A 16,874-nucleotide genomic window follows, 5' to 3' on the forward strand; every position below is an offset into this window, starting at 1 on the left:
CCTCCCCGGACTCGAGAGCGGAGCGTGGAACGGACTCAGAAGCGAGGCGGCCGGGAACCGCGCAGCACGTCACCTCGGCTCGCGAGGACCGTCGGGAAACGGTCCATGGCCTGCGCCTCCTTGGCCAGCTGCGGGTCGAGATACCCCAGCATGCGGTAGATCTTGGCATGATCGGCGGCGAGATCTCGGTGGTGGATCGGTTCGTGATGCATGATCCGGTTCCGCAGCAGGACCAGCGACCACAGACTGTCGTACAGGTCGTCGCGGCGACCTGAGTAGTGCGTGAACGCCTTGTGCACGGTGGGCACCCAGAACAGGCGGTCGTAACGCGATCCGCCGCTCACCAACGAGGCCCAGAATCCGAAGGACAGCTCGGCCACGATGTCGTCCGCCGGTGCCGGGGCGAGCCCACGGCGCTCGCATTTGCTCCTCGCCTTGGCGACGAGTCGCTGTCCGTTGGGATTGAGCGGTGCCACCGTCCACCAGTCGGCCCTGCCGTACGCAAGAGAGAGCTGATGGTGAAGGGCATTGCGCAGGGCGAGCTCCAGACAGTGGAGAGAGCCGTAGAGCGCGGCGGACGCCTCGACGTTCCACCAGTAGAGCCGTCCGGCCACCACAGCGTTGCCGCGTGCCGCGTGGACGTAGCGCGCCAACCTGAGCTTCGAAAAGGCCCGAAGCATCCACTCCGGCAGCCTGTCGGTCACTGTGATCCCCCTCTTTCGGGCATGGCTTCGCCAAGCACGGTCCAGTACAGGAAGCTCCCACCGTGATACGGTGAGATACGAACGCCCTGGGCTCGCCTCTGCACAGCACGCCACCCGGGGCACGGCTTTCGAACCCCCGGTCACATCTCTGTGTGACCGGGGGTTTTTGCGTGGCACGTATCGCGACGCGCCACTCACTGCACTCCTACGCGATGTGGACTCCACCGTAGCCACAACAGCACCCGGCGCGCAAGCGCAGTGCACTGCGCAACATATCTGTTAACCCCTCTCCGGCGCTGCTGGGATTGTTTCGAGGATCGGCACCAGAGACACGAAGTGGCCCGGCACCACCGTGCCGGGCCACTGTGAGGACGAGGGGCGGGACTCCGCCTACTTGAAGAAGGCGATCCCGTCGTCCGGCAGGTCGTCCGGCAGGGCCTTGGCCCAGCGCTCGACGTCCTCGGGGGTGACGACCTTCTTCAGGTGCGCCGACATGTAGGGGCGCAGCTCGACCTCGGGGGTCTGCTTCTCGCCGACCCACATCAGGTCGCTCTTGACGTAGCCGTAGAGCCGCTTGCCGCCGCTGTAGGGCTGGGAGGCGGGGGTGCGGGCGACGGCGTCGGTGACCAGGTCGATCTGCGGCTTCTGGTGGGCCATCTCGCCGTACCAGATCTCGATGACGCCGTCGTCGCGGGTCATGGTCACCTCGACCTTGCGGTCGGCGTCGATCCGCCAGAAGCCGTGCTCCGACTCCAGCGGGCGGACCTTGTTGCCGTCCTTGTCGAGCACCCAGGTGTGCGAGTGGTACTCCAGGAAGTCCCGGCCGTCGTGCGTGAAGGTGACCTCCTGCCCGAAGTTGCACTTCTCGGAACCGGGGAAGTCGTGCACACCCGCGCCCACCCAGTTGCCGAGCAGGAAGGCGAGGGGGACGAGGTCCTTGTGGAGGTCGGACGGGATCTCGATCATGAGCAGATGTTCCTAGGGGTGGTCAGCGCTGGCCCTGGTACAGCTTCTTCACGGTCAGACCGGCGAAGGCGAGAACGCCGACGGCGACCAGGACCAGCAGGATTTCGAAGAAGAGCTCCACGGCGTGCTCCTTGGATGAGCGTGGTGAGGTACGTACGTACACGGGGCCAGGCCCCAGCTTACGCGGCCGGGGCCCGGCCCACGGTGTGAGGTGCCCCCTGGAGGCGGCCGCGGGCCAGGTGGGCAGCCGGACCTGCCGGGGTGATCGTCCGGTCGTACGGCAGCGGCGGCGTCGTGCCGCCCGTGCCTCCGTCGGCACTTCGGGCGCCTCGGGTGCCTCACCGCCTCGGCGGGAGGTGATTACGATGCGGACATGGCGAAGAAGCTCGTGATCAAGGTGACGGCGGGGGCCGACGCTCCCGAGCGCTGCTCGCAGGCGTTCACGGTGGCGGCGGTGGCCGTGGCCAGCGGGGTGGACGTGTCCGTCTGGCTGACGGGCGAGTCCGCCTGGTTCGCGCTGCCCGGCCGGGCGGCCGAGTTCGAGCTGCCGCACGCGGCCCCGCTCCCCGACCTGATCGACTCGATCCTCGCCGCGGGCCGGCTGACCCTGTGCACCCAGTGCGCGGCCCGGCGGGACATCACGGAGAAGGACGTCATCGAGGGCGTCCGGATCGCGGGCGCGCAGGTCTTCGTGCAGGAGGCGCTGGCCGAGGACACCCAGGCGCTCGTCTACTGACCGCCGTCCCCCGTCGGCACGTACAGGCAGAAGGGGTGTCCCGCCGGGTCCAGCAGCACCCGCACGTCGGGCTGGGGCTGGTACGCGGCGAGCCGGGCGCCCGCGAGGAGGGCGGCGGCCGTCTCGCCCTCCAGGTCGTCCACCGCGATGTCCAGATGGACGGACATCTGCTGCCGGTCCGGCTCGCTCGGCCAGACGGGCGGCACGTACCGGGGCTCGGTCTGGAAGGACAGTCCGGTGCCGCCGTCCGGCGGGCGGATGTGCACCCAGTCCGGCCCCTCCTCGCCGTTCCACACCCGCCAGCCGGGCAGCAGCCGCAGGTAGAAGTCCGCCAGCTCACGCGCGCTCGGCGCGTCCAGGGTCGCCGCCACGAGTCTCATGTGCCGGGGGTACCCCGCCCGGCCGGGCCGACGCCCGTCATCTCGGGCGTTTCCTGCCGTCCAGCTCGTCCCACCACTCGTCGGACCGGGGGTCGCCGGAGGGAGCGTCCCACCAGCGGTCGTCGGGGCCGCGCCGGTTGGCGACGATCGCGGCGACGGGCGGGATGAGCATGGCGACCACGCACATGCCGACGGCCGCCTCGGTCGACACGAGCCGGACCACGGCCCACGCCAGGACGAACAGCACCAGGCAGGTGCCCATCAGGGCGAAGTACAGATGACGTCGCCGCGCGTACATGTGTCCAGCGTAGGCAGGGTCGCGGGCATGGAGAAGGGCCGCACCCCAGGCGTCCAACCCAGGGGGTGCGGCCCTCTCGCCGTACGGGTCCGTCAGACCGCGATGGCGACCTCGGCCAGCGCGCCCTTCTCGGCGACGACGACCGTGCGGTCGGCGGTGCCGCCGGGGACCAGGGCGCGGACGGTCCAGGTGCCCTCGGCCGCGTAGAAGCGGAACTGGCCCGTGGCGGAGGTCGGGACCTCCGCGGTGAACTCGCCGGTCGAGTCCAGGAGCCGGACGTAGCCGGTCACCGGCTCGCCGTCGCGGGTCACCTGGCCCTGGATGGTGGTCTCACCGGGCTTGATCGTCGAGGCGTCGGGGCCGCCGGCCTTCGCTCCGCACATGTCTTTCTCCAAGAGGGGTCTGACCGGAAGGCCGGTCGGGTCGTCTTTCTTGCCTGCTTGCCGGGATTACTTGTTGGCGCCGAGCTCGATCGGCACGCCGACGAGGGAGCCGTACTCGGTCCAGGAGCCGTCGTAGTTCTTGACGTTCTCCACGCCCAGCAGCTCGTGCAGGACGAACCAGGTCAGGGCGGAGCGCTCGCCGATGCGGCAGTAGGCGATGGTGTCCTTGGAGAGGTCGATGCTCTCCTCCTCGTAGAGCTTCCTCAGCTCTTCGTCGGACTTGAACGTGCCGTCGTCGTTGGCGTTCTTCGACCACGGGATGTTGCGGGCGGTCGGGACGTGACCCGGGCGCTGCGACTGCTCCTGCGGCAGGTGGGCAGGGGCGAGCAGCTTGCCGGAGAACTCGTCGGGCGAGCGGACGTCGACGAGGTTCTGGCTGCCGATGGCCTTGACGACGTCGTCGCGGAAGGCGCGGATCGCGGTGTTCTGCGGCTTGGCCTTGTACTCGGTCGCCGGGCGCTCGGGCACCTCCTCGACCAGCTCGCGGGCGTCCAGTTCCCACTTCTTGCGGCCGCCGTCGAGGAGCTTGACGTTCTCGTGGCCGTAGAGCTTGAAGTACCAGTAGGCGTAGGACGCGAACCAGTTGTTGTTGCCGCCGTAGAGGACCACCGTGTGGTCGTTGGCGATGCCCTTCTCCGACAGGAGCTTCTCGAAGCCCTCCTGGTCGATGAAGTCGCGGCGGACCGGGTCCTGCAGGTCCTGCGTCCAGTCGATCTTGATGGCGTTGCGGATGTGGTTCTTGTCGTAGGCCGACGTGTCCTCATCCACCTCGACGATCGCGATGGCGGGGTTGTCCAGGTTGTCCTGGAGCCAGTCGGCGTCGACCAGGACGTCGCTGCGGCTCATGCTCTTTCTCCTCCGGGGCAGTTGCGGCGGGGCGTGCGAGTGAGAGGCGTGCGCGGACGGCCGCCGCGCTGCGGCGCGCGGCACGGCGCACGGATGCCCTGGGCAGGGCGGGTGTGGGTGAACGCGGCTGGCGGGTGCTGCCGCTCAGACGGTGCGACAGAGCATGGCGGCAACGCGGCACAGGTCCACTGCCCGCCGCTTCGTGAGATCCGCCTGTCGCTTCATGCGGTCGATCGTAGGGACGGACGGGCGGGCGTGTCACCGGTGTGTCGCATGGTGAGACACGATCGTCCGGATAGCGGGATGACAAAAGCGCCCGGGCCGTCGTCGTACGGCTCCCGGGCGCCTGCTTCGGGCCTCACGGCTGCGCTGCGGACGGGGCCGTCTCGCCCCTCGGACAGTCTCGGACAGCGGCGGACGGATCGCGGACAGGTCGCGAACAGCCGTGGACAGCCGCAGTCACGCGGCGTCCCGTCCGCACGCTCCGCCCCGACCCGCCCGGAGTCGTCGCCCGCCCCGCCGGTCCTACCCGGCCAGCCGGACGTCCGAACCCTTCACGGAGATCTCCACACCGTCCGCCGCGGCCTCGACCTTGTCCAGCCGGATGCCGCCCGGCAGGTCGTCGATGGCCTGCTGGAAGTCGGTGATCTCGCGGACCGAGTTCTCGGCGAGGTCGAGCCCGGCCAGCTCCGGCAGGGAGTCGGTGCGCACCTCGACGTTGTCGCCCTTGACGCTGACGGTGCTGAGCACGGACAGCTGCCGGGTGCCGAGGACCGGCAGCTCGACCTCCACACCCACCTTGATCTTGCCGTTGCCGCCGTCGCCGAGGCTCACGACGCGGGCGGTGATGTCGGGGGCCACCTCCGTGGGCTCCGACTTGGCGGCCTTCATCAGCTCGTCGTAGGCGATGGTCGCCGTGCCGGTGGCCGAGGCGGCGGTGGCGGAGCTGTAGTCGCCGGAGAACCGCACGCCCCTCATGTGGGCCTGGAGGTCGTCGATGCGGATCTTCTCGCCGTCGCCCGCGGCGGCCTCGTAGTCCTGGATGCCGACCTCGACGTCGTCCAGCTCGCCGCCCGCCACCTGCGTGAGGAAGGGGAAGCCGTTGATCGACACGTCCGGGGTCCGCGGCAGGTTCTCGGTGGCCCGCAGCCGGTCCGCGGCCTCTCCCTCGGCGAAGTGCACGGCGATGCGGTCGGCGGCCACGAAGAGTCCGCCGAGCACCACGACGACGATCAGAAGTATTCGCAGCGCGCGCATGTTTCCCCACTTCGGCCTTCGGCGACGACCGCCACGGTAACCCCGCGGGGCGGGGACGCCGGGGGATTGTGGATCAACTGTGACAGGGCGCCGCGCCGTCCGCCCCCGGCGGCGCGGCTCAGCCCAGGGCCCGCCCCAGCACCCACACCACCGGCGCGGCGGCCGTCAGGGGCAGGGCGACGCCCGCGGTGAAGTGGACGAAGCGGGACGGATAGTCGTAGCTCGCGACGCGGTGGCCGACGAGGGCGCAGGCGCCCGCCGCCGCGCCGAGCAGCGCGGCCTCGGTGCCGGCGCCGGTCAGGTTGCCCACCGCGAGGCCCGCGCCGGCGGCGGCGAGCAGTGCGGCGACGACGGAGGCCGGGGTCGGCAGCGGCAGCGCGCGGGCCAGGACGGCGACCGCGACGGCCGCCGCGCCGATCGTGACCGCGTCGGCCTCGGCCGCCAGGTAGCCGGTCGCGAGGACCGCGAGCGCGGCCGAGACGACGGTGGCCGTCAGGCCGTACAGACGCTCGTCCGGGTCGGCGTGCGAGCGCAGCTGGAGGACGAGCGACAGCAGCACCCAGACGCCGAGCGTGCCGAGGATGACCGCCGGGCCGTGGTCTCGTCCGGTGGCGAGCAGTGCCGCGTCGGCGGCGAGCGCGCCCGCGAAGGCCAGCACGATGCCCTGCCGGGCCGGCCACATGCCGTTCAGCCGGAACCAGCCGGCCGCGGTCACCGCCTGCAGCACGACCAGCGGCACGAGCAGCGCGTACGCGCCGACAGCGGCGGCGCCCGACAGCAGCGCGCCGAGCAGCGCGGTGAGCGCGGCGGGCTGGAGTCCGGGCTCGATGATCGGGGAACGGCCTTCCAGGCGGGCCCGCTGGGCCGCCGTGAGCGGGGCCGAGGGGGCCGCGGGAGCGGCGGGCTCCGGTGCCGGTGCCGGTGGGGGCACCGTCGCCGCGGGGGGCTGGGGCTCGTACGGCTGCCCGGGCATCGCGTACGTCTGCTGCGGGGCGTAGGGCTGCTGCGAGGCGTACGGCGCAGTCGTCTGCTGGACCTGGGTGTCCCAGGTCTGCCCCTGCCACTGCTGGGTGTAGGGGGCGGCGGGGTACTGCTCCGGGTACTGCTGATACTGCTGCTGGTGCTGGGGCTGCTGGTACTGCGGCTGCTGCTCGTACTGCCGCTGGTACTGGTCGTAGCCCTGGTGGCCCGGGTGGCCCTGGTGCCCTTGGTGGCCCTGGTAGTCCGGGTAGCCCTCGTGCCCGTCGTACCGCTGCCCGTCGTACGGCTGCCCGTCGTACCGCTGCTGGTCGTTCATCGGTCGGTCACCCTCCTGCGAACGGCGGGAGCACCTCGACCGTGCCGCCGTCGGTCAGCCGTACCGTCTCATGTCCACGGGTCCCGACGGGATCGCCGTCGATGAGGAACGAGCACCGCCGCAGCACGCGCGCGAGTTCGCCGGGGTGGCGCTCCCGCACCGCGGCGAGCGCGTCGGCGAGCGTGGCCGCCTCGTACGCCTCCTCGGCCACCCCGGCCGCGGCCTTCGCGGCGGCCCAGTAGCGCACCGTGACCTTTGCCATCTCGTCCCTCACGTCAGTCCACTCATGACACGGCCAGGCTAGCCCGCCACGCCGGTGGCCCAGTCACCCATGCGGGCGAGCAGGGCGTCGTCGGCCGCGTGCTCGGCGTGGCCCATGCCCGGCTCGATCCACAGGGCGGCGTGGTCGCCCGCGGCGGTGGCCAGCATGTACGGGTGGTCGAGCGGGAAGTAGCCGTCCCGGTCGCCGTGGACGATCAGCAGCGGGGTCGGGGCGATCCGCGGGACCGCCTCCACCGGCGAGAGCGGCACCGGGTCCCAGTCGCGGTGGTGGATGCGGGTGCGCAGGCCGTAGCGGCCGACCAGGCGGCCGGCGGGGCGAGTGACCAGCCAGTGCAGGCGGCGCATGGGGGCGGTGCCGCGGTAGTACCAGCGGGCCGGCGCGCTGACCGAGACGACGGCGGCCAGTTCCTGCTCCCGGTGCAGCGCCGCGTGCCGCAGCACCACCGAGCCGCCCATGGAGAAGCCGACGGTCACCACGCGCGTGTGCCCGAGGGCGCGGGCCCAGTCCACGGCGGCGGCCAGGTCCAGGATCTCACGGTCGCCGACGGTCGAACGGCCGCCGGAGGCGCCGTGGCCGCGGAAGGAGAAGGTGACGACGGCGCCGTGGTGCGCGAGGGCGCGCGCCACCCGGCGCACGTGCGGGCGGTTCACGTCACCGGTGAAGCCGTGGGCGATCACGAACACGAGGTGGCCGGCGGGCGGCCGCGCGGTGTCGCCATCGCCCGCCGCCGGTTCGTCTGGCGGTTCGTATACGGCACGGGGCGGTTCGTATACGGCTTCGATCCGCACCCCGTCGGCCGTGTGCAGAAACGTCCGCTTTCGTGCGGACCCGGTCCCTCCGGTCGTCTCGCGATGCGGACGAACGGTGGATGGCGGGGTGGATCGGGCCACATGACCTGCCGGACCTGAGCTCATGTGGGCTATTCTGCTGGGCAGAGGACTCGGGCAGCGTAGCCCCCGGGTCCTTTTGTGCTTTCGGAAGCGTTGTATACGACGCGGGAAACCGCAGGTGTACGGGCCGTCGATCGCATGAGTGGCCCCACGGGGCCGCAGCGGATCCCAGGGGCGCGGGAACCGCGCGTACGAAGCAGTGCCGCAAACGTCCTCGAAGGGACCGAGGAGGAACCAGACGTTATGGGCGAGCGAACCGTGCACGAACGTATGACGACGACCCAGGCAGGTGGGGCGCGATGAGCTCTCTGCTGCTTCTCACCAATGCCCTCCAGCCGTCGACGGAGGTGCTCCCCGCGCTCGGCCTGCTCCTGCACACCGTGCGGGTGGCCCCGGCGGAAGGCCCGGCCCTCGTCGACACCCCGGGTGCCGACGTCATCCTCATCGACGGCCGCCGCGACCTCCCGCAGGTCCGCAGCCTCTGCCAGCTGCTGCGCTCCACCGGCCCCGGCTGTCCGCTGGTCCTCGTCGTCACCGAGGGCGGCCTGGCCGCCGTCACCGCCGACTGGGGCATCGACGACGTGCTGCTCGACACCGCCGGCCCGGCCGAGGTCGAGGCGCGGCTGCGGCTCGCCATGGGCCGCCAGCAGATCGTCAACGACGACTCCCCGATGGAGATCCGCAACGGCGACCTGTCGGTGGACGAGGCGACGTACAGCGCCAAGCTCAAGGGCCGGGTCCTCGACCTGACCTTCAAGGAGTTCGAGCTGCTGAAGTACCTCGCCCAGCATCCGGGCCGGGTCTTCACCCGCGCCCAGCTGCTCCAGGAGGTCTGGGGCTACGACTACTTCGGCGGCACCCGGACGGTCGACGTCCACGTACGGCGGCTGCGGGCCAAGCTCGGCCCCGAGCACGAGTCGCTGATCGGCACCGTCCGCAACGTCGGCTACCGGTTCGTCACCCCGGAGAAGGTGGAGCGTGCCGCCGAGGAGGCCAAGGCCAAGGCCGACCGGGCGAAGGCGGACAGGGCGGGCAAGCCGGACAGCGTGACCGCCTCTTCCGTCACCGAGGTCCCGGCCGACGCCTGACCGGGCATACCGGACGCGGCGGACCGGCACTCCGGGCGGGTACGGCCAAGGTGCAAGACGCCCTGCCCAGAGCCGGTCTCTCCGCGTAGACTCCGCGCGTGGCCAAGGTGACTCGGGATGATGTGGCGCGGCTGGCGGGAACTTCGACCGCCGTCGTCAGCTATGTCATCAACAACGGACCCCGGCCGGTCGCCCCGGCCACGCGCGAGCGTGTCCTCGCGGCGATCAAGGAACTGGGGTACCGGCCGGACCGGGTCGCCCAGGCGATGGCCTCCCGCCGCACCGACCTCATAGGCCTGATCATCCCGGACGCCCGCCAGCCCTTCTTCGGGGAGATGGCGCACGCGGTCGAACAGGCCGCGTCCGAGCGCGGGAAGATGGTCCTGGTCGGCAACACCGACTACGTCGGCGAGCGCGAGGTCCACTACCTGCGCGCCTTCCTCGGGATGCGGGTCTCCGGCCTGATCCTCGTCTCGCACGCGCTGAACGACCTGGCCGCCGCCGAGATCGAGGCGTGGGACGCCCGGATCGTGCTGCTGCACGAGCGCCCCGAGTCCATCGACGACGTCGCCGTCGTCACCGACGACCTGGGCGGCGCCCAGCTCGCCGTACGCCACCTGCTGGAACACGGCTACGAGTACGTCGCCTGTATGGGCGGCACCGCCGAGACCCCGGCGGTCGGCGACCCGGTCTCCGACCACGTCGAGGGCTGGCGGCGCGCCATGGAGGAGGCGGGCGTCCCGACCGAGGGACGGCTGTTCGAAGCGCCGTACAACCGCTACGACGCCTACCGGGTGGCCCTGGAGATCCTCGCCGGCCCGGACCGCCCGCCCGCGATCTTCTGCTCCACCGACGACCAGGCGATCGGCCTGCTCCGCGCGGCCCGCGAGCTGCGCATCGACGTCCCCGGCGAGCTGGCCGTGGCCGGCTTCGACGACATCAAGGAGGCCGCGCTCGCCGACCCGCCGCTGACCACGGTCGCCTCGGACCGGTCCGCGATGGCGCGCGCCGCGGTGGACCTCGTCCTCGACGACGGGCTGCGGGTGGCGGGCTCGCGGCGGGAGCGGCTGAAGGTGTTCCCGTCGCGGCTGGTGGTGCGGCGGTCGTGCGGCTGTGAGTGACCCTCGCGGGTCCGGCGGCGCTCCTCTCACGTGGTCACCACTGGGCGATGAGCGGCGTGTCCGGCTCGTGCCGCCGCCACGCCTCGCTGAGGCGGACCAGGCGGGCGGGCGCGGCGATACCGCGCACGGTGGCGATCCGCCCGTCGGCGAGGTCGAACGTGACGGCGCCGATGACCCGGTCGCCCAGCACGAAGAGGACGGCGGGGGCCCCGTTGACGAGCGCGTAGTGGACGGCGGGGGTGCCGCCGGCCAGGCGCCGCTTCGCGGGCGTGGGCCGGAAGCCGGCCCGGGCGACCGTGGCGATGCGCCGCGGGGTGTCGAACCGCAGCAGCCGCTCGGCCAGGCCCGCGCCGTCGGAGATCGCGGTCGCGTCGTCGGTGAGCAGCGCCACGAGCCGTTCGGTGCGGCCCGAGGAGGCCGCGGCGAGGAACTCCTCGACGATCCGGCGGGCCGATCCCGGGTCCGGTTCACCACCGCGGCGGCGGGCGGCGGTGAGGCGGCGCCGGGCCCGGTGCAGGTGCTGCTGGCTCGCGGACTCGGTGATGTCGAGGATCTCGGCGATCTCGGCGTGGCTGTGGGAGAACGCCTCGCGCAGGAGGTAGACGGCCCGCTCGACGGGTGACAGGCGTTCCATGAGCGTCAGCACGGCCAGCGAGACCGATTCGCGCTGCTCGAACGTGTCGGCCGGGCCGAGCATCGGGTCGCCGTCGAGGAGCGGCTCGGGCAGCCAGGCGCCCACGGCGCGTTCGCGGCGGGCCTGCGCCGAGCGGAGCCGGTCGAGACAGAGATGGGTGACGACCTTGGTCAGCCAGGCCTCCGGCACCCTGATCCGCTGCCGGTCGGCCGCCTGCCAGTGCAGGAACGCGTCCTGCACGGCGTCCTCGGCGTCGGCGGCGGAGCCCAGCAGGCGGTACGCCAGCGCGGCCAGCCGGTTCCGGCTGGCCTCGAACCGGCCGGTGTCGAAGCGATCGGTGGCGATGCCGTCCACGTGGCCGGCCCTAGGCGGCCAGGCGCTTCGCGGCCGGTGCCGCCGGCACGGCGGTCAGCCGGCGCCGGCGCCTGGGCATGCCGAAGGTGGGGTGCGAGACCGCCCACAGCGCGGTCGCGAGGATCCCCGCCTTGATCCGCGCCGCCTTCCGGCCGCCCAGGTACGCCGGCTTCGCCCGCCCTTCGCCGTCGACCAGCTGCAGGATCCCGTCCCGCCGCCCGAGGCTGATGTGATTGCCCACGTAGGTCAGTCTGACGTCCGCGGTCCTGCCGCCGGTCAGGCGCCCCACGATCGCCTCGGTGGCCCGCCGGGCGGTGTCGCCGGCCGACGCGCAGGACATCGGCAGCGGCCGGCCGTTGTCACCGATGGCGTGGACGCTGTCGCCGATGGCGTGGACGTCCGGGTGGGAGACCGAGCGCATGCTGCGATCGACGACGATCCGGCCCTCCTCGGTGACCTCCAGACCGCTCTGGGCGGCGATGGGGTCGACGGCGAACCCGGCCGTCCACACGGTGGCGTCGGAGGCCAGGACGGTGCCGTCGGCGCACAGCACCCGCGTCGCCTCGACGGCTTCGACGGAGGTGTGCTCCAGGACGGTGATGCCCAGCCGGTCGCAGGCCCGGCGCAGGTGGCCGCGGGCCCCGGCGGAGAGCCGGGCGGCCGGCTCTCCGCGGGCGATCAGCGTCACCGACAGGCCGGGCCGGGACTCGGCGATCTCGGTGGCGGTCTCGATGCCGGTCAGCCCGTCGCCGACGACCAGGACGGTGCCGCCGCCCCGCCCTTCCAGGGCGTCCAGGCGGTCGCGCAGGCGCAGCGCCGAGGGCCGGCCGGTGACGTCGAAGGCGTGCTCGGCCACGCCGGGCACACCGTGGTCGGCGACACGGCTGCCGAGCGCGTAGACGAGCGTGTCGTAGCCGAGTTCGCCGCCGCCGCCCGCGTCGGCCACGGCGACGGTGCGGCGCCCGGGGTCGACGGCGGTGACCCGGGCCACGCGCAGCCGTATCCCGGTGCCGGCGAAGACGTCGGCGAGCTTCGGCGCCTGGATCCGCTGTCCGGCCGCGAGCTGGTGCAGCCGCAGCCGCTGGACGAAGTCCGGCTCGGCGTTGACCACGGTGATCTCGGTGTCCGCCGGGGACAGCCGGCGGGCCAGGTTCCCGGCCGCGTAGGCCCCGGCGTATCCGGCGCCGAGGACGACGATGCGGTGCTTCATGTGCGGCTCCTGTCGGTTCGGATGCTGTCGTGGGTTGAGCGGGACGGCGAGCCGATTGCTGACAGGAACCGCATGTGATGTGCGCCACAGGCCGACATGGGGGCGCCGGGTCCGGTCCTTATATCGGGCATACGAGGTTCTGCCGGGCTTCTCAGGCAGCCCTCAGGAAGCTCTCATGGTCGGGCGACAAGCTCATGGACATGACCGAGAGCAACGTGAACCCCGAGTGGCCGTCCCCTCCGGCATACCAGCCGCACCAGCAGCACCAGCCACAGCAGCCACAGCAGCCACAGCAGCCGCACCAGCAGCACCAACCCACCGCGCTGCTGGCGGAGCCCGTGTCCCGGCGGCGTACCAGGCGGCGCGGGCCCGTGGCGCTGCTCACCGCCGTCGCGATCGTCGCGGCGGCCGTCGGCGGCGGCACCGCCTACGGCATCCAGGAGCTGACCGGCGGTTCCGCGGCCGTCGCGTCCAGCTCCACCAGCACCACCGTGGTGCCGTCGAGCCAGAAGGGCACGGTCGCGGGGGTCGCGAAAGCGGTCAGCCCGAGCATCGTCGAGATCAACGCCACCTCGAACGCGGGGTCCTCCACCGGCTCCGGCGTGATCATCACGTCCGACGGCGAGATCGTCACCAACAACCACGTCGTCTCCGGCGCCTCCCGGATCACGGTGACGACCAGCGACGGCACGGAGTACACCGCCCGCGTCGTCGGCACCGACAGCGGCAAGGACCTCGCGCTGATCGAGCTGGAGAACGCCTCCGGGCTCAAAGCGGCGACGCTCGGCGACTCCGACGGGGTGCGGGTCGGCGACCAGGTGGTGGCGATCGGCTCCCCCGAGGGCCTGACCGGCACGGTGACCAGCGGCATCGTCTCCGCCCTCGACCGGGACGTCACCGTCTCCACCGGTGAGGGTCAGCAGCAGCGGCAGCCGGACGGCGGCTGGCCGTTCGAGTTCGGCGGGCAGGAGTTCAACGGCGACACCGGCTCGTCCACGACGACGTACAAGGCCATCCAGACCGACGCGTCCCTCAACCCGGGCAACTCCGGCGGCGCGCTGATCGACATGAACGGCAACATCATCGGCATCAACTCCGCGATGTACTCGGCGAGCGGTTCCTCCTCGTCCGACGCGGGCAGCGTCGGCCTCGGCTTCGCCATCCCGGTCGACACCGTCAAGGCCGACCTGGCGAAGCTGCGGGCGGGCGGGACCGACTGAGAGCGACCGAGCGAGACCGACCGACCGAGAGCGACCGACCGAGAGCGACCGACCGAGACCGAGCGACGAGTCGTGCGACGCTGAGAACGTCAGCCGCCAGCTTGCCGACCACCCCCGAGGAACCCACGCCATGAGCCCCGCCGAAGGCGACCGTGACCCCCAGCGCATCCTCATCGTCGACGACGAGCCCGCGGTGCGCGAAGCGCTCCAGCGCAGCCTGGCCTTCGAGGGATACGACACCGAGGTCGCGGTCGACGGCGCGGACGCCCTGGAGAAGGCGACCGCGTACCGGCCCGACCTCGTCGTCCTCGACATCCAGATGCCGCGCATGGACGGCCTGACCGCGGCGCGGCGCATCCGCGGCGCGGGCGACACCACCCCGATCCTCATGCTGACCGCCCGCGACACCGTGGGCGACCGCGTCACCGGCCTCGACGCGGGCGCCGACGACTACCTGGTCAAGCCCTTCGAACTGGACGAGCTGTTCGCCCGTATCCGCGCGCTGCTGCGCCGCAGCTCCTACGCGGCGGCGACGGCCGGCGCCGGCGCCGAGGCCGGCGAGGTGCTGACCTTCGCCGACCTGCGGATGGACCTCGCGACCCGCGAGGTGACGCGCGGCGGGCGGCCGGTGGGGCTGACCCGCACCGAGTTCACCCTGCTGGAGATGTTCATGGCGCACCCCAGGCAGGTCCTGACCCGCGAGCAGATATTGAAGGCGGTGTGGGGCTTCGACTTCGAGCCGTCGTCGAACTCGCTGGACGTGTACGTGATGTACCTGCGCCGCAAGACCGAGGCGGGGGGCGAGCCGCGGCTCGTGCACACCGTCCGGGGCGTCGGCTACGTACTGCGGCAGGGCGGCACCGAGTGAGCAAGGCGGCACGGCGCCTGCGCGCGCTGCCCCTGCGCTCCCGGCTCGCGCTGCTGGTGGCGGCGGCGGTGGCGTTCGCGGTGGCGGCGGTCTCGGTCAGCTGCTGGTTCGTGGTCCGGGGAAAGCTGTACGCCGAGATCGACGACAAGCTCGACAACGTCCGGGTCACGCTGGACGCCATCCAGGACACCCTCGCCGACTGCCGCCAGACCCCCGGCGACGCCCGCTCCTTCGGCCCGCCCACCCAGGTCTACGCGGAACTGGTCAGCGCCGACGGGACGTACTGCGTCTTCGACACCTCCGCGGGCGCGGTGCGGGTGACCGCCGCCGACACCCGCATCGCCGCGCGGAACCCCGGCGACACCCCCTCCTTCCGCGACGGGAAGGACTCCGACGGCAAGGCCGTCCGCACCATGACGCGCCCGCTCGGCGGCGGGATCGCCCTGGTCGTCGCCCTCCCCCTGGAGGACACCGAGGGCACCCTCAACGAACTGGCGCTGCTGCTGCTGGCGGTCTCCGGCATCGGGGTCGTCGGCGCGGGCGCGGCGGGGCTCGCCGTGGCCCGTGCCGGGCTGCGCCCCGTCGACAAGCTGACGGAGGCCGTCGAGCACGTCGCCCGCACCGAGGACCTGACCATCCGCATCCCCGTCGAGGACGACAGCGAGGACGAGATCGCCCGCCTGTCCCGCTCGTTCAACTCGATGACCTCCGCGCTCGCCAGCTCCCGCGACCTGCAGCAGCAGCTCATCGCGGACGCGGGCCACGAGCTGCGCACGCCGCTCACCTCCCTGCGCACCAACATCGAACTCCTCACCCGCAGCGAGGAGACCGGCCGCCCCCTGCCGGAGGCCGACCGCACGGCCCTGCTCGCCTCGGTGAAGGCCCAGATGACGGAGCTGGCCGCGCTGATCGGCGACCTCCAGGAGCTGTCCCGCCCGGACACCGCCCAGCACGGCGGTCTGGCGCCCGTCATCCCCTTCCACGACGCGGTCGAATCGGCCCTGCGCCGCGCCCGGCTGCGCGGACCCGAGCTGACGATCACCGCGGACGTCCAGCCCTGGTACGTCCGCGCGGAGCCGGCCGCGCTGGAGCGGGCGGTGGTCAACGTGCTGGACAACGCGGTGAAGTTCAGCCCGGCGGGCGGCACGGTCGACGTACGCCTGGACGGCGGTGTCCTCACGGTCCGCGACCACGGTCCGGGCATCCCGGAGGACGAACTCCCCTACGTCTTCGACCGCTTCTGGCGCAGCCCCAGCGCCCGCGCCCTCCCCGGCTCGGGCCTCGGCCTGTCGATCGTGGCCCGCACGGTGCAGCAGGCGGGCGGCGAGGTGGCGCTGACTCCTGCGGAGGGCGGGGGCACGGTGGCGACGGTGAGGCTGCCGGGCGCGCCTACGCCTCCGCCGGAGGTTCCGTAGAAGGTTCGTAAACCTGCCAGAAGACCTCTTCGATCACGATCTGCGGATTTTCGGTTCGGCGAACGAAGGTGTACTTCAGCCAGCCGTTTCCGTGGTCGAAGAAGCAGAGGTGGCGGCCCTTGGGAACAGTGGACTGGTCCGGCATGACCCTCATGCCGTCGGGAAGCTCCGCATCCGTATCAATGCCTCGGAAGTACGGGTCTTTCGCCGTGACCAGTTCGGGGCGCGCGGCGAGGACGATCTCACGAACGTGGTCGGGCAGTGCCTCGAAGGTGACGAGAGCGTCGATGCGCCAGTCTGCCTGCCAAGGCGGGCCCATGAACCCATCAGTCACTCGCCGGGCTCCAATTCCCGGACCCGGTAGTGAATCTTCGCCGCCTCTTCGAGGAGGGCTTTGGCTTCGGCGACGTCGGTGCACTCGTACGCAGCTCGGTGTTCGAGGTCGAGTACGTGCGCGTTCAGTGCGGGGTCGCGAGCGATGGCGTACTGCCCCCACCAGCGGGCCATGAACGCCGACACCGGACCGAGGTCGTAGGTGTCGGCAATCGCCCACTTCCAGTGCGCGTCGAAGTCGGGAAGGAGTTCGGGAGTGTGCTGGGCAATGGCCTCGCGCAGCGCCTTCGGGGTCCGCTCGGGCATGGGGGGGACAACGGGATCGGGTTCCGCAGCGTGGGCAGCCATGATCGATGTCCTCCTTCGGCACGTCCTGCTCACGACCATAGCCGCGTCCACCGTCCCCCCGCGGATTGTCCACAGGGCGGCTCCGGCCGGGACAGCGGGCCAGGAGGTGCGTCCGCCGAGAAGTCGGTGGTCATGTTCTCTGCCATGACGTCACGGTGACCGAACGGCCACCCTTCCCGTCCT

The 16,874-nt window shown here is 71.9% G+C and carries 21 protein-coding genes; 6 read left to right on the forward strand and 15 right to left on the reverse strand.

Features of this window, described 5'->3' with window-relative positions; all coding sequences use genetic code 11:
* Positions 1 to 35: 35 nt before the first annotated feature.
* Together AB0K92_RS13605 and AB0K92_RS13610 are read right to left on the reverse strand one after the other, a co-directional pair.
* A complete protein-coding gene (locus AB0K92_RS13605) occupies positions 36 to 704 on the reverse strand; it encodes a hypothetical protein (RefSeq protein WP_365922377.1) in 669 nt (222 codons plus the stop codon).
* A gap of 390 nt (positions 705 to 1,094) precedes the next feature.
* Entirely contained in the window at positions 1,095 to 1,670 is a 576-nt protein-coding gene (locus AB0K92_RS13610) for an FABP family protein (protein ID WP_166000058.1), read from the reverse strand.
* A 373-nt stretch (positions 1,671 to 2,043) separates the two neighbouring features.
* Between AB0K92_RS13610 and AB0K92_RS13615 the strand changes: the two genes are divergently transcribed.
* Complete coding sequence (locus AB0K92_RS13615) at positions 2,044 to 2,406, forward strand: DsrE family protein (RefSeq protein WP_166000060.1); 363 nt, start codon at positions 2,044 to 2,046, stop codon at positions 2,404 to 2,406.
* Here AB0K92_RS13615 and AB0K92_RS13620 read toward each other — a convergent pair.
* The 9 genes from AB0K92_RS13620 to AB0K92_RS13660 all read right to left on the reverse strand — a co-directional run bounded on the left by AB0K92_RS13620 (position 2,400) and on the right by AB0K92_RS13660 (position 8,124).
* Positions 2,400 to 2,786, reverse strand: a complete 387-nt coding sequence (locus AB0K92_RS13620) for a VOC family protein (RefSeq protein ID WP_365922380.1) — start codon at positions 2,784 to 2,786, stop codon at positions 2,400 to 2,402. The genes AB0K92_RS13615 and AB0K92_RS13620 overlap by 7 nt on opposite strands.
* Before the next feature lie 37 nt (positions 2,787 to 2,823).
* Positions 2,824 to 3,084, reverse strand: a complete 261-nt coding sequence (locus AB0K92_RS13625) for a DUF3099 domain-containing protein (protein WP_365922382.1) — start codon at positions 3,082 to 3,084, stop codon at positions 2,824 to 2,826.
* A gap of 92 nt (positions 3,085 to 3,176) precedes the next feature.
* Entirely contained in the window at positions 3,177 to 3,467 is a 291-nt protein-coding gene (locus AB0K92_RS13630; RefSeq protein WP_043502058.1) for a DUF1416 domain-containing protein, read from the reverse strand.
* Between the two features lie 66 nt (positions 3,468 to 3,533).
* The gene (locus tag AB0K92_RS13635) at positions 3,534 to 4,373 is read right to left on the reverse strand and encodes a sulfurtransferase (protein WP_365922384.1); all 840 of its coding nucleotides are present in this window, start codon (positions 4,371 to 4,373) and stop codon (positions 3,534 to 3,536) included.
* Positions 4,374 to 4,517: 144 nt separating this feature from the next.
* Positions 4,518 to 4,598: a putative leader peptide gene (locus AB0K92_RS13640; RefSeq protein WP_350203226.1), complete on the reverse strand. Its 81-nt coding sequence runs from the start codon at positions 4,596 to 4,598 to the stop codon at positions 4,518 to 4,520.
* A gap of 300 nt (positions 4,599 to 4,898) precedes the next feature.
* A complete protein-coding gene (locus AB0K92_RS13645) occupies positions 4,899 to 5,630 on the reverse strand; it encodes a DUF2993 domain-containing protein (protein WP_365922386.1) in 732 nt (243 codons plus the stop codon).
* Positions 5,631 to 5,748: 118 nt separating this feature from the next.
* Positions 5,749 to 6,927, reverse strand: a complete 1,179-nt coding sequence (locus tag AB0K92_RS13650; RefSeq protein ID WP_365922388.1) for a hypothetical protein — start codon at positions 6,925 to 6,927, stop codon at positions 5,749 to 5,751.
* A gap of 7 nt (positions 6,928 to 6,934) precedes the next feature.
* Entirely contained in the window at positions 6,935 to 7,189 is a 255-nt protein-coding gene (locus AB0K92_RS13655) for a MoaD/ThiS family protein (protein ID WP_365760422.1), read from the reverse strand.
* A 38-nt stretch (positions 7,190 to 7,227) separates the two neighbouring features.
* On the reverse strand, positions 7,228 to 8,124 hold the full coding sequence (locus AB0K92_RS13660; protein ID WP_365922390.1) for an alpha/beta fold hydrolase: 897 nt from the start codon (positions 8,122 to 8,124) through the stop codon (positions 7,228 to 7,230).
* Positions 8,125 to 8,399: 275 nt separating this feature from the next.
* Between AB0K92_RS13660 and AB0K92_RS13665 the strand changes: the two genes are divergently transcribed.
* Together AB0K92_RS13665 and AB0K92_RS13670 are read left to right on the forward strand one after the other, a co-directional pair.
* Positions 8,400 to 9,188, forward strand: coding sequence for a response regulator transcription factor (locus AB0K92_RS13665; protein WP_365922392.1), 789 nt, complete (start codon positions 8,400 to 8,402; stop codon positions 9,186 to 9,188).
* Positions 9,189 to 9,286: 98 nt separating this feature from the next.
* Positions 9,287 to 10,309, forward strand: coding sequence for a LacI family DNA-binding transcriptional regulator (locus tag AB0K92_RS13670; protein ID WP_166000078.1), 1,023 nt, complete (start codon positions 9,287 to 9,289; stop codon positions 10,307 to 10,309).
* Between the two features lie 34 nt (positions 10,310 to 10,343).
* On the opposite strand, the gene AB0K92_RS13675 is transcribed toward AB0K92_RS13670, so the two are convergent.
* Both AB0K92_RS13675 and AB0K92_RS13680 read right to left on the reverse strand, forming a co-directional pair.
* Positions 10,344 to 11,297, reverse strand: coding sequence for a sigma-70 family RNA polymerase sigma factor (locus tag AB0K92_RS13675; protein ID WP_365922395.1), 954 nt, complete (start codon positions 11,295 to 11,297; stop codon positions 10,344 to 10,346).
* Positions 11,298 to 11,307: 10 nt separating this feature from the next.
* A complete protein-coding gene (locus AB0K92_RS13680; RefSeq protein ID WP_365922397.1) occupies positions 11,308 to 12,507 on the reverse strand; it encodes an FAD-dependent oxidoreductase in 1,200 nt (399 codons plus the stop codon).
* A gap of 200 nt (positions 12,508 to 12,707) precedes the next feature.
* Between AB0K92_RS13680 and AB0K92_RS13685 the strand changes: the two genes are divergently transcribed.
* From AB0K92_RS13685 to AB0K92_RS13695, 3 genes are all read left to right on the forward strand, one after another.
* Positions 12,708 to 13,727 carry a trypsin-like peptidase domain-containing protein gene (locus AB0K92_RS13685; RefSeq protein ID WP_365922399.1) on the forward strand — a complete coding sequence of 340 codons (1,020 nt, stop codon included), beginning with the start codon at positions 12,708 to 12,710 and terminating at the stop codon, positions 13,725 to 13,727.
* 130 nt (positions 13,728 to 13,857) lie between these two features.
* Positions 13,858 to 14,595 (forward strand): response regulator transcription factor, encoded by a 738-nt coding sequence (locus AB0K92_RS13690; protein WP_166000085.1) that lies wholly within the window; start codon positions 13,858 to 13,860, stop codon positions 14,593 to 14,595.
* On the forward strand, positions 14,592 to 16,010 hold the full coding sequence (locus tag AB0K92_RS13695) for a HAMP domain-containing sensor histidine kinase (RefSeq protein ID WP_365922402.1): 1,419 nt from the start codon (positions 14,592 to 14,594) through the stop codon (positions 16,008 to 16,010). The genes AB0K92_RS13690 and AB0K92_RS13695 overlap by 4 nt, the downstream gene beginning before the upstream one ends.
* Here the strand turns inward: AB0K92_RS13695 and AB0K92_RS13700 are convergent.
* Positions 15,985 to 16,344, reverse strand: a complete 360-nt coding sequence (locus AB0K92_RS13700; RefSeq protein WP_365922404.1) for a hypothetical protein — start codon at positions 16,342 to 16,344, stop codon at positions 15,985 to 15,987. The genes AB0K92_RS13695 and AB0K92_RS13700 overlap by 26 nt on opposite strands.
* The gene (locus AB0K92_RS13705) at positions 16,341 to 16,691 is read right to left on the reverse strand and encodes a DUF6247 family protein (RefSeq protein WP_365922406.1); all 351 of its coding nucleotides are present in this window, start codon (positions 16,689 to 16,691) and stop codon (positions 16,341 to 16,343) included. Before AB0K92_RS13705 ends, AB0K92_RS13700 begins: the two co-directional genes overlap by 4 nt.
* Between the last annotated feature and the right edge of the window lie 183 nt (positions 16,692 to 16,874).

It is taken from the genome of Streptomyces sp. NPDC052687, assembly GCF_040678395.1.
Lineage (GTDB): Bacteria > Actinomycetota > Actinomycetes > Streptomycetales > Streptomycetaceae > Streptomyces.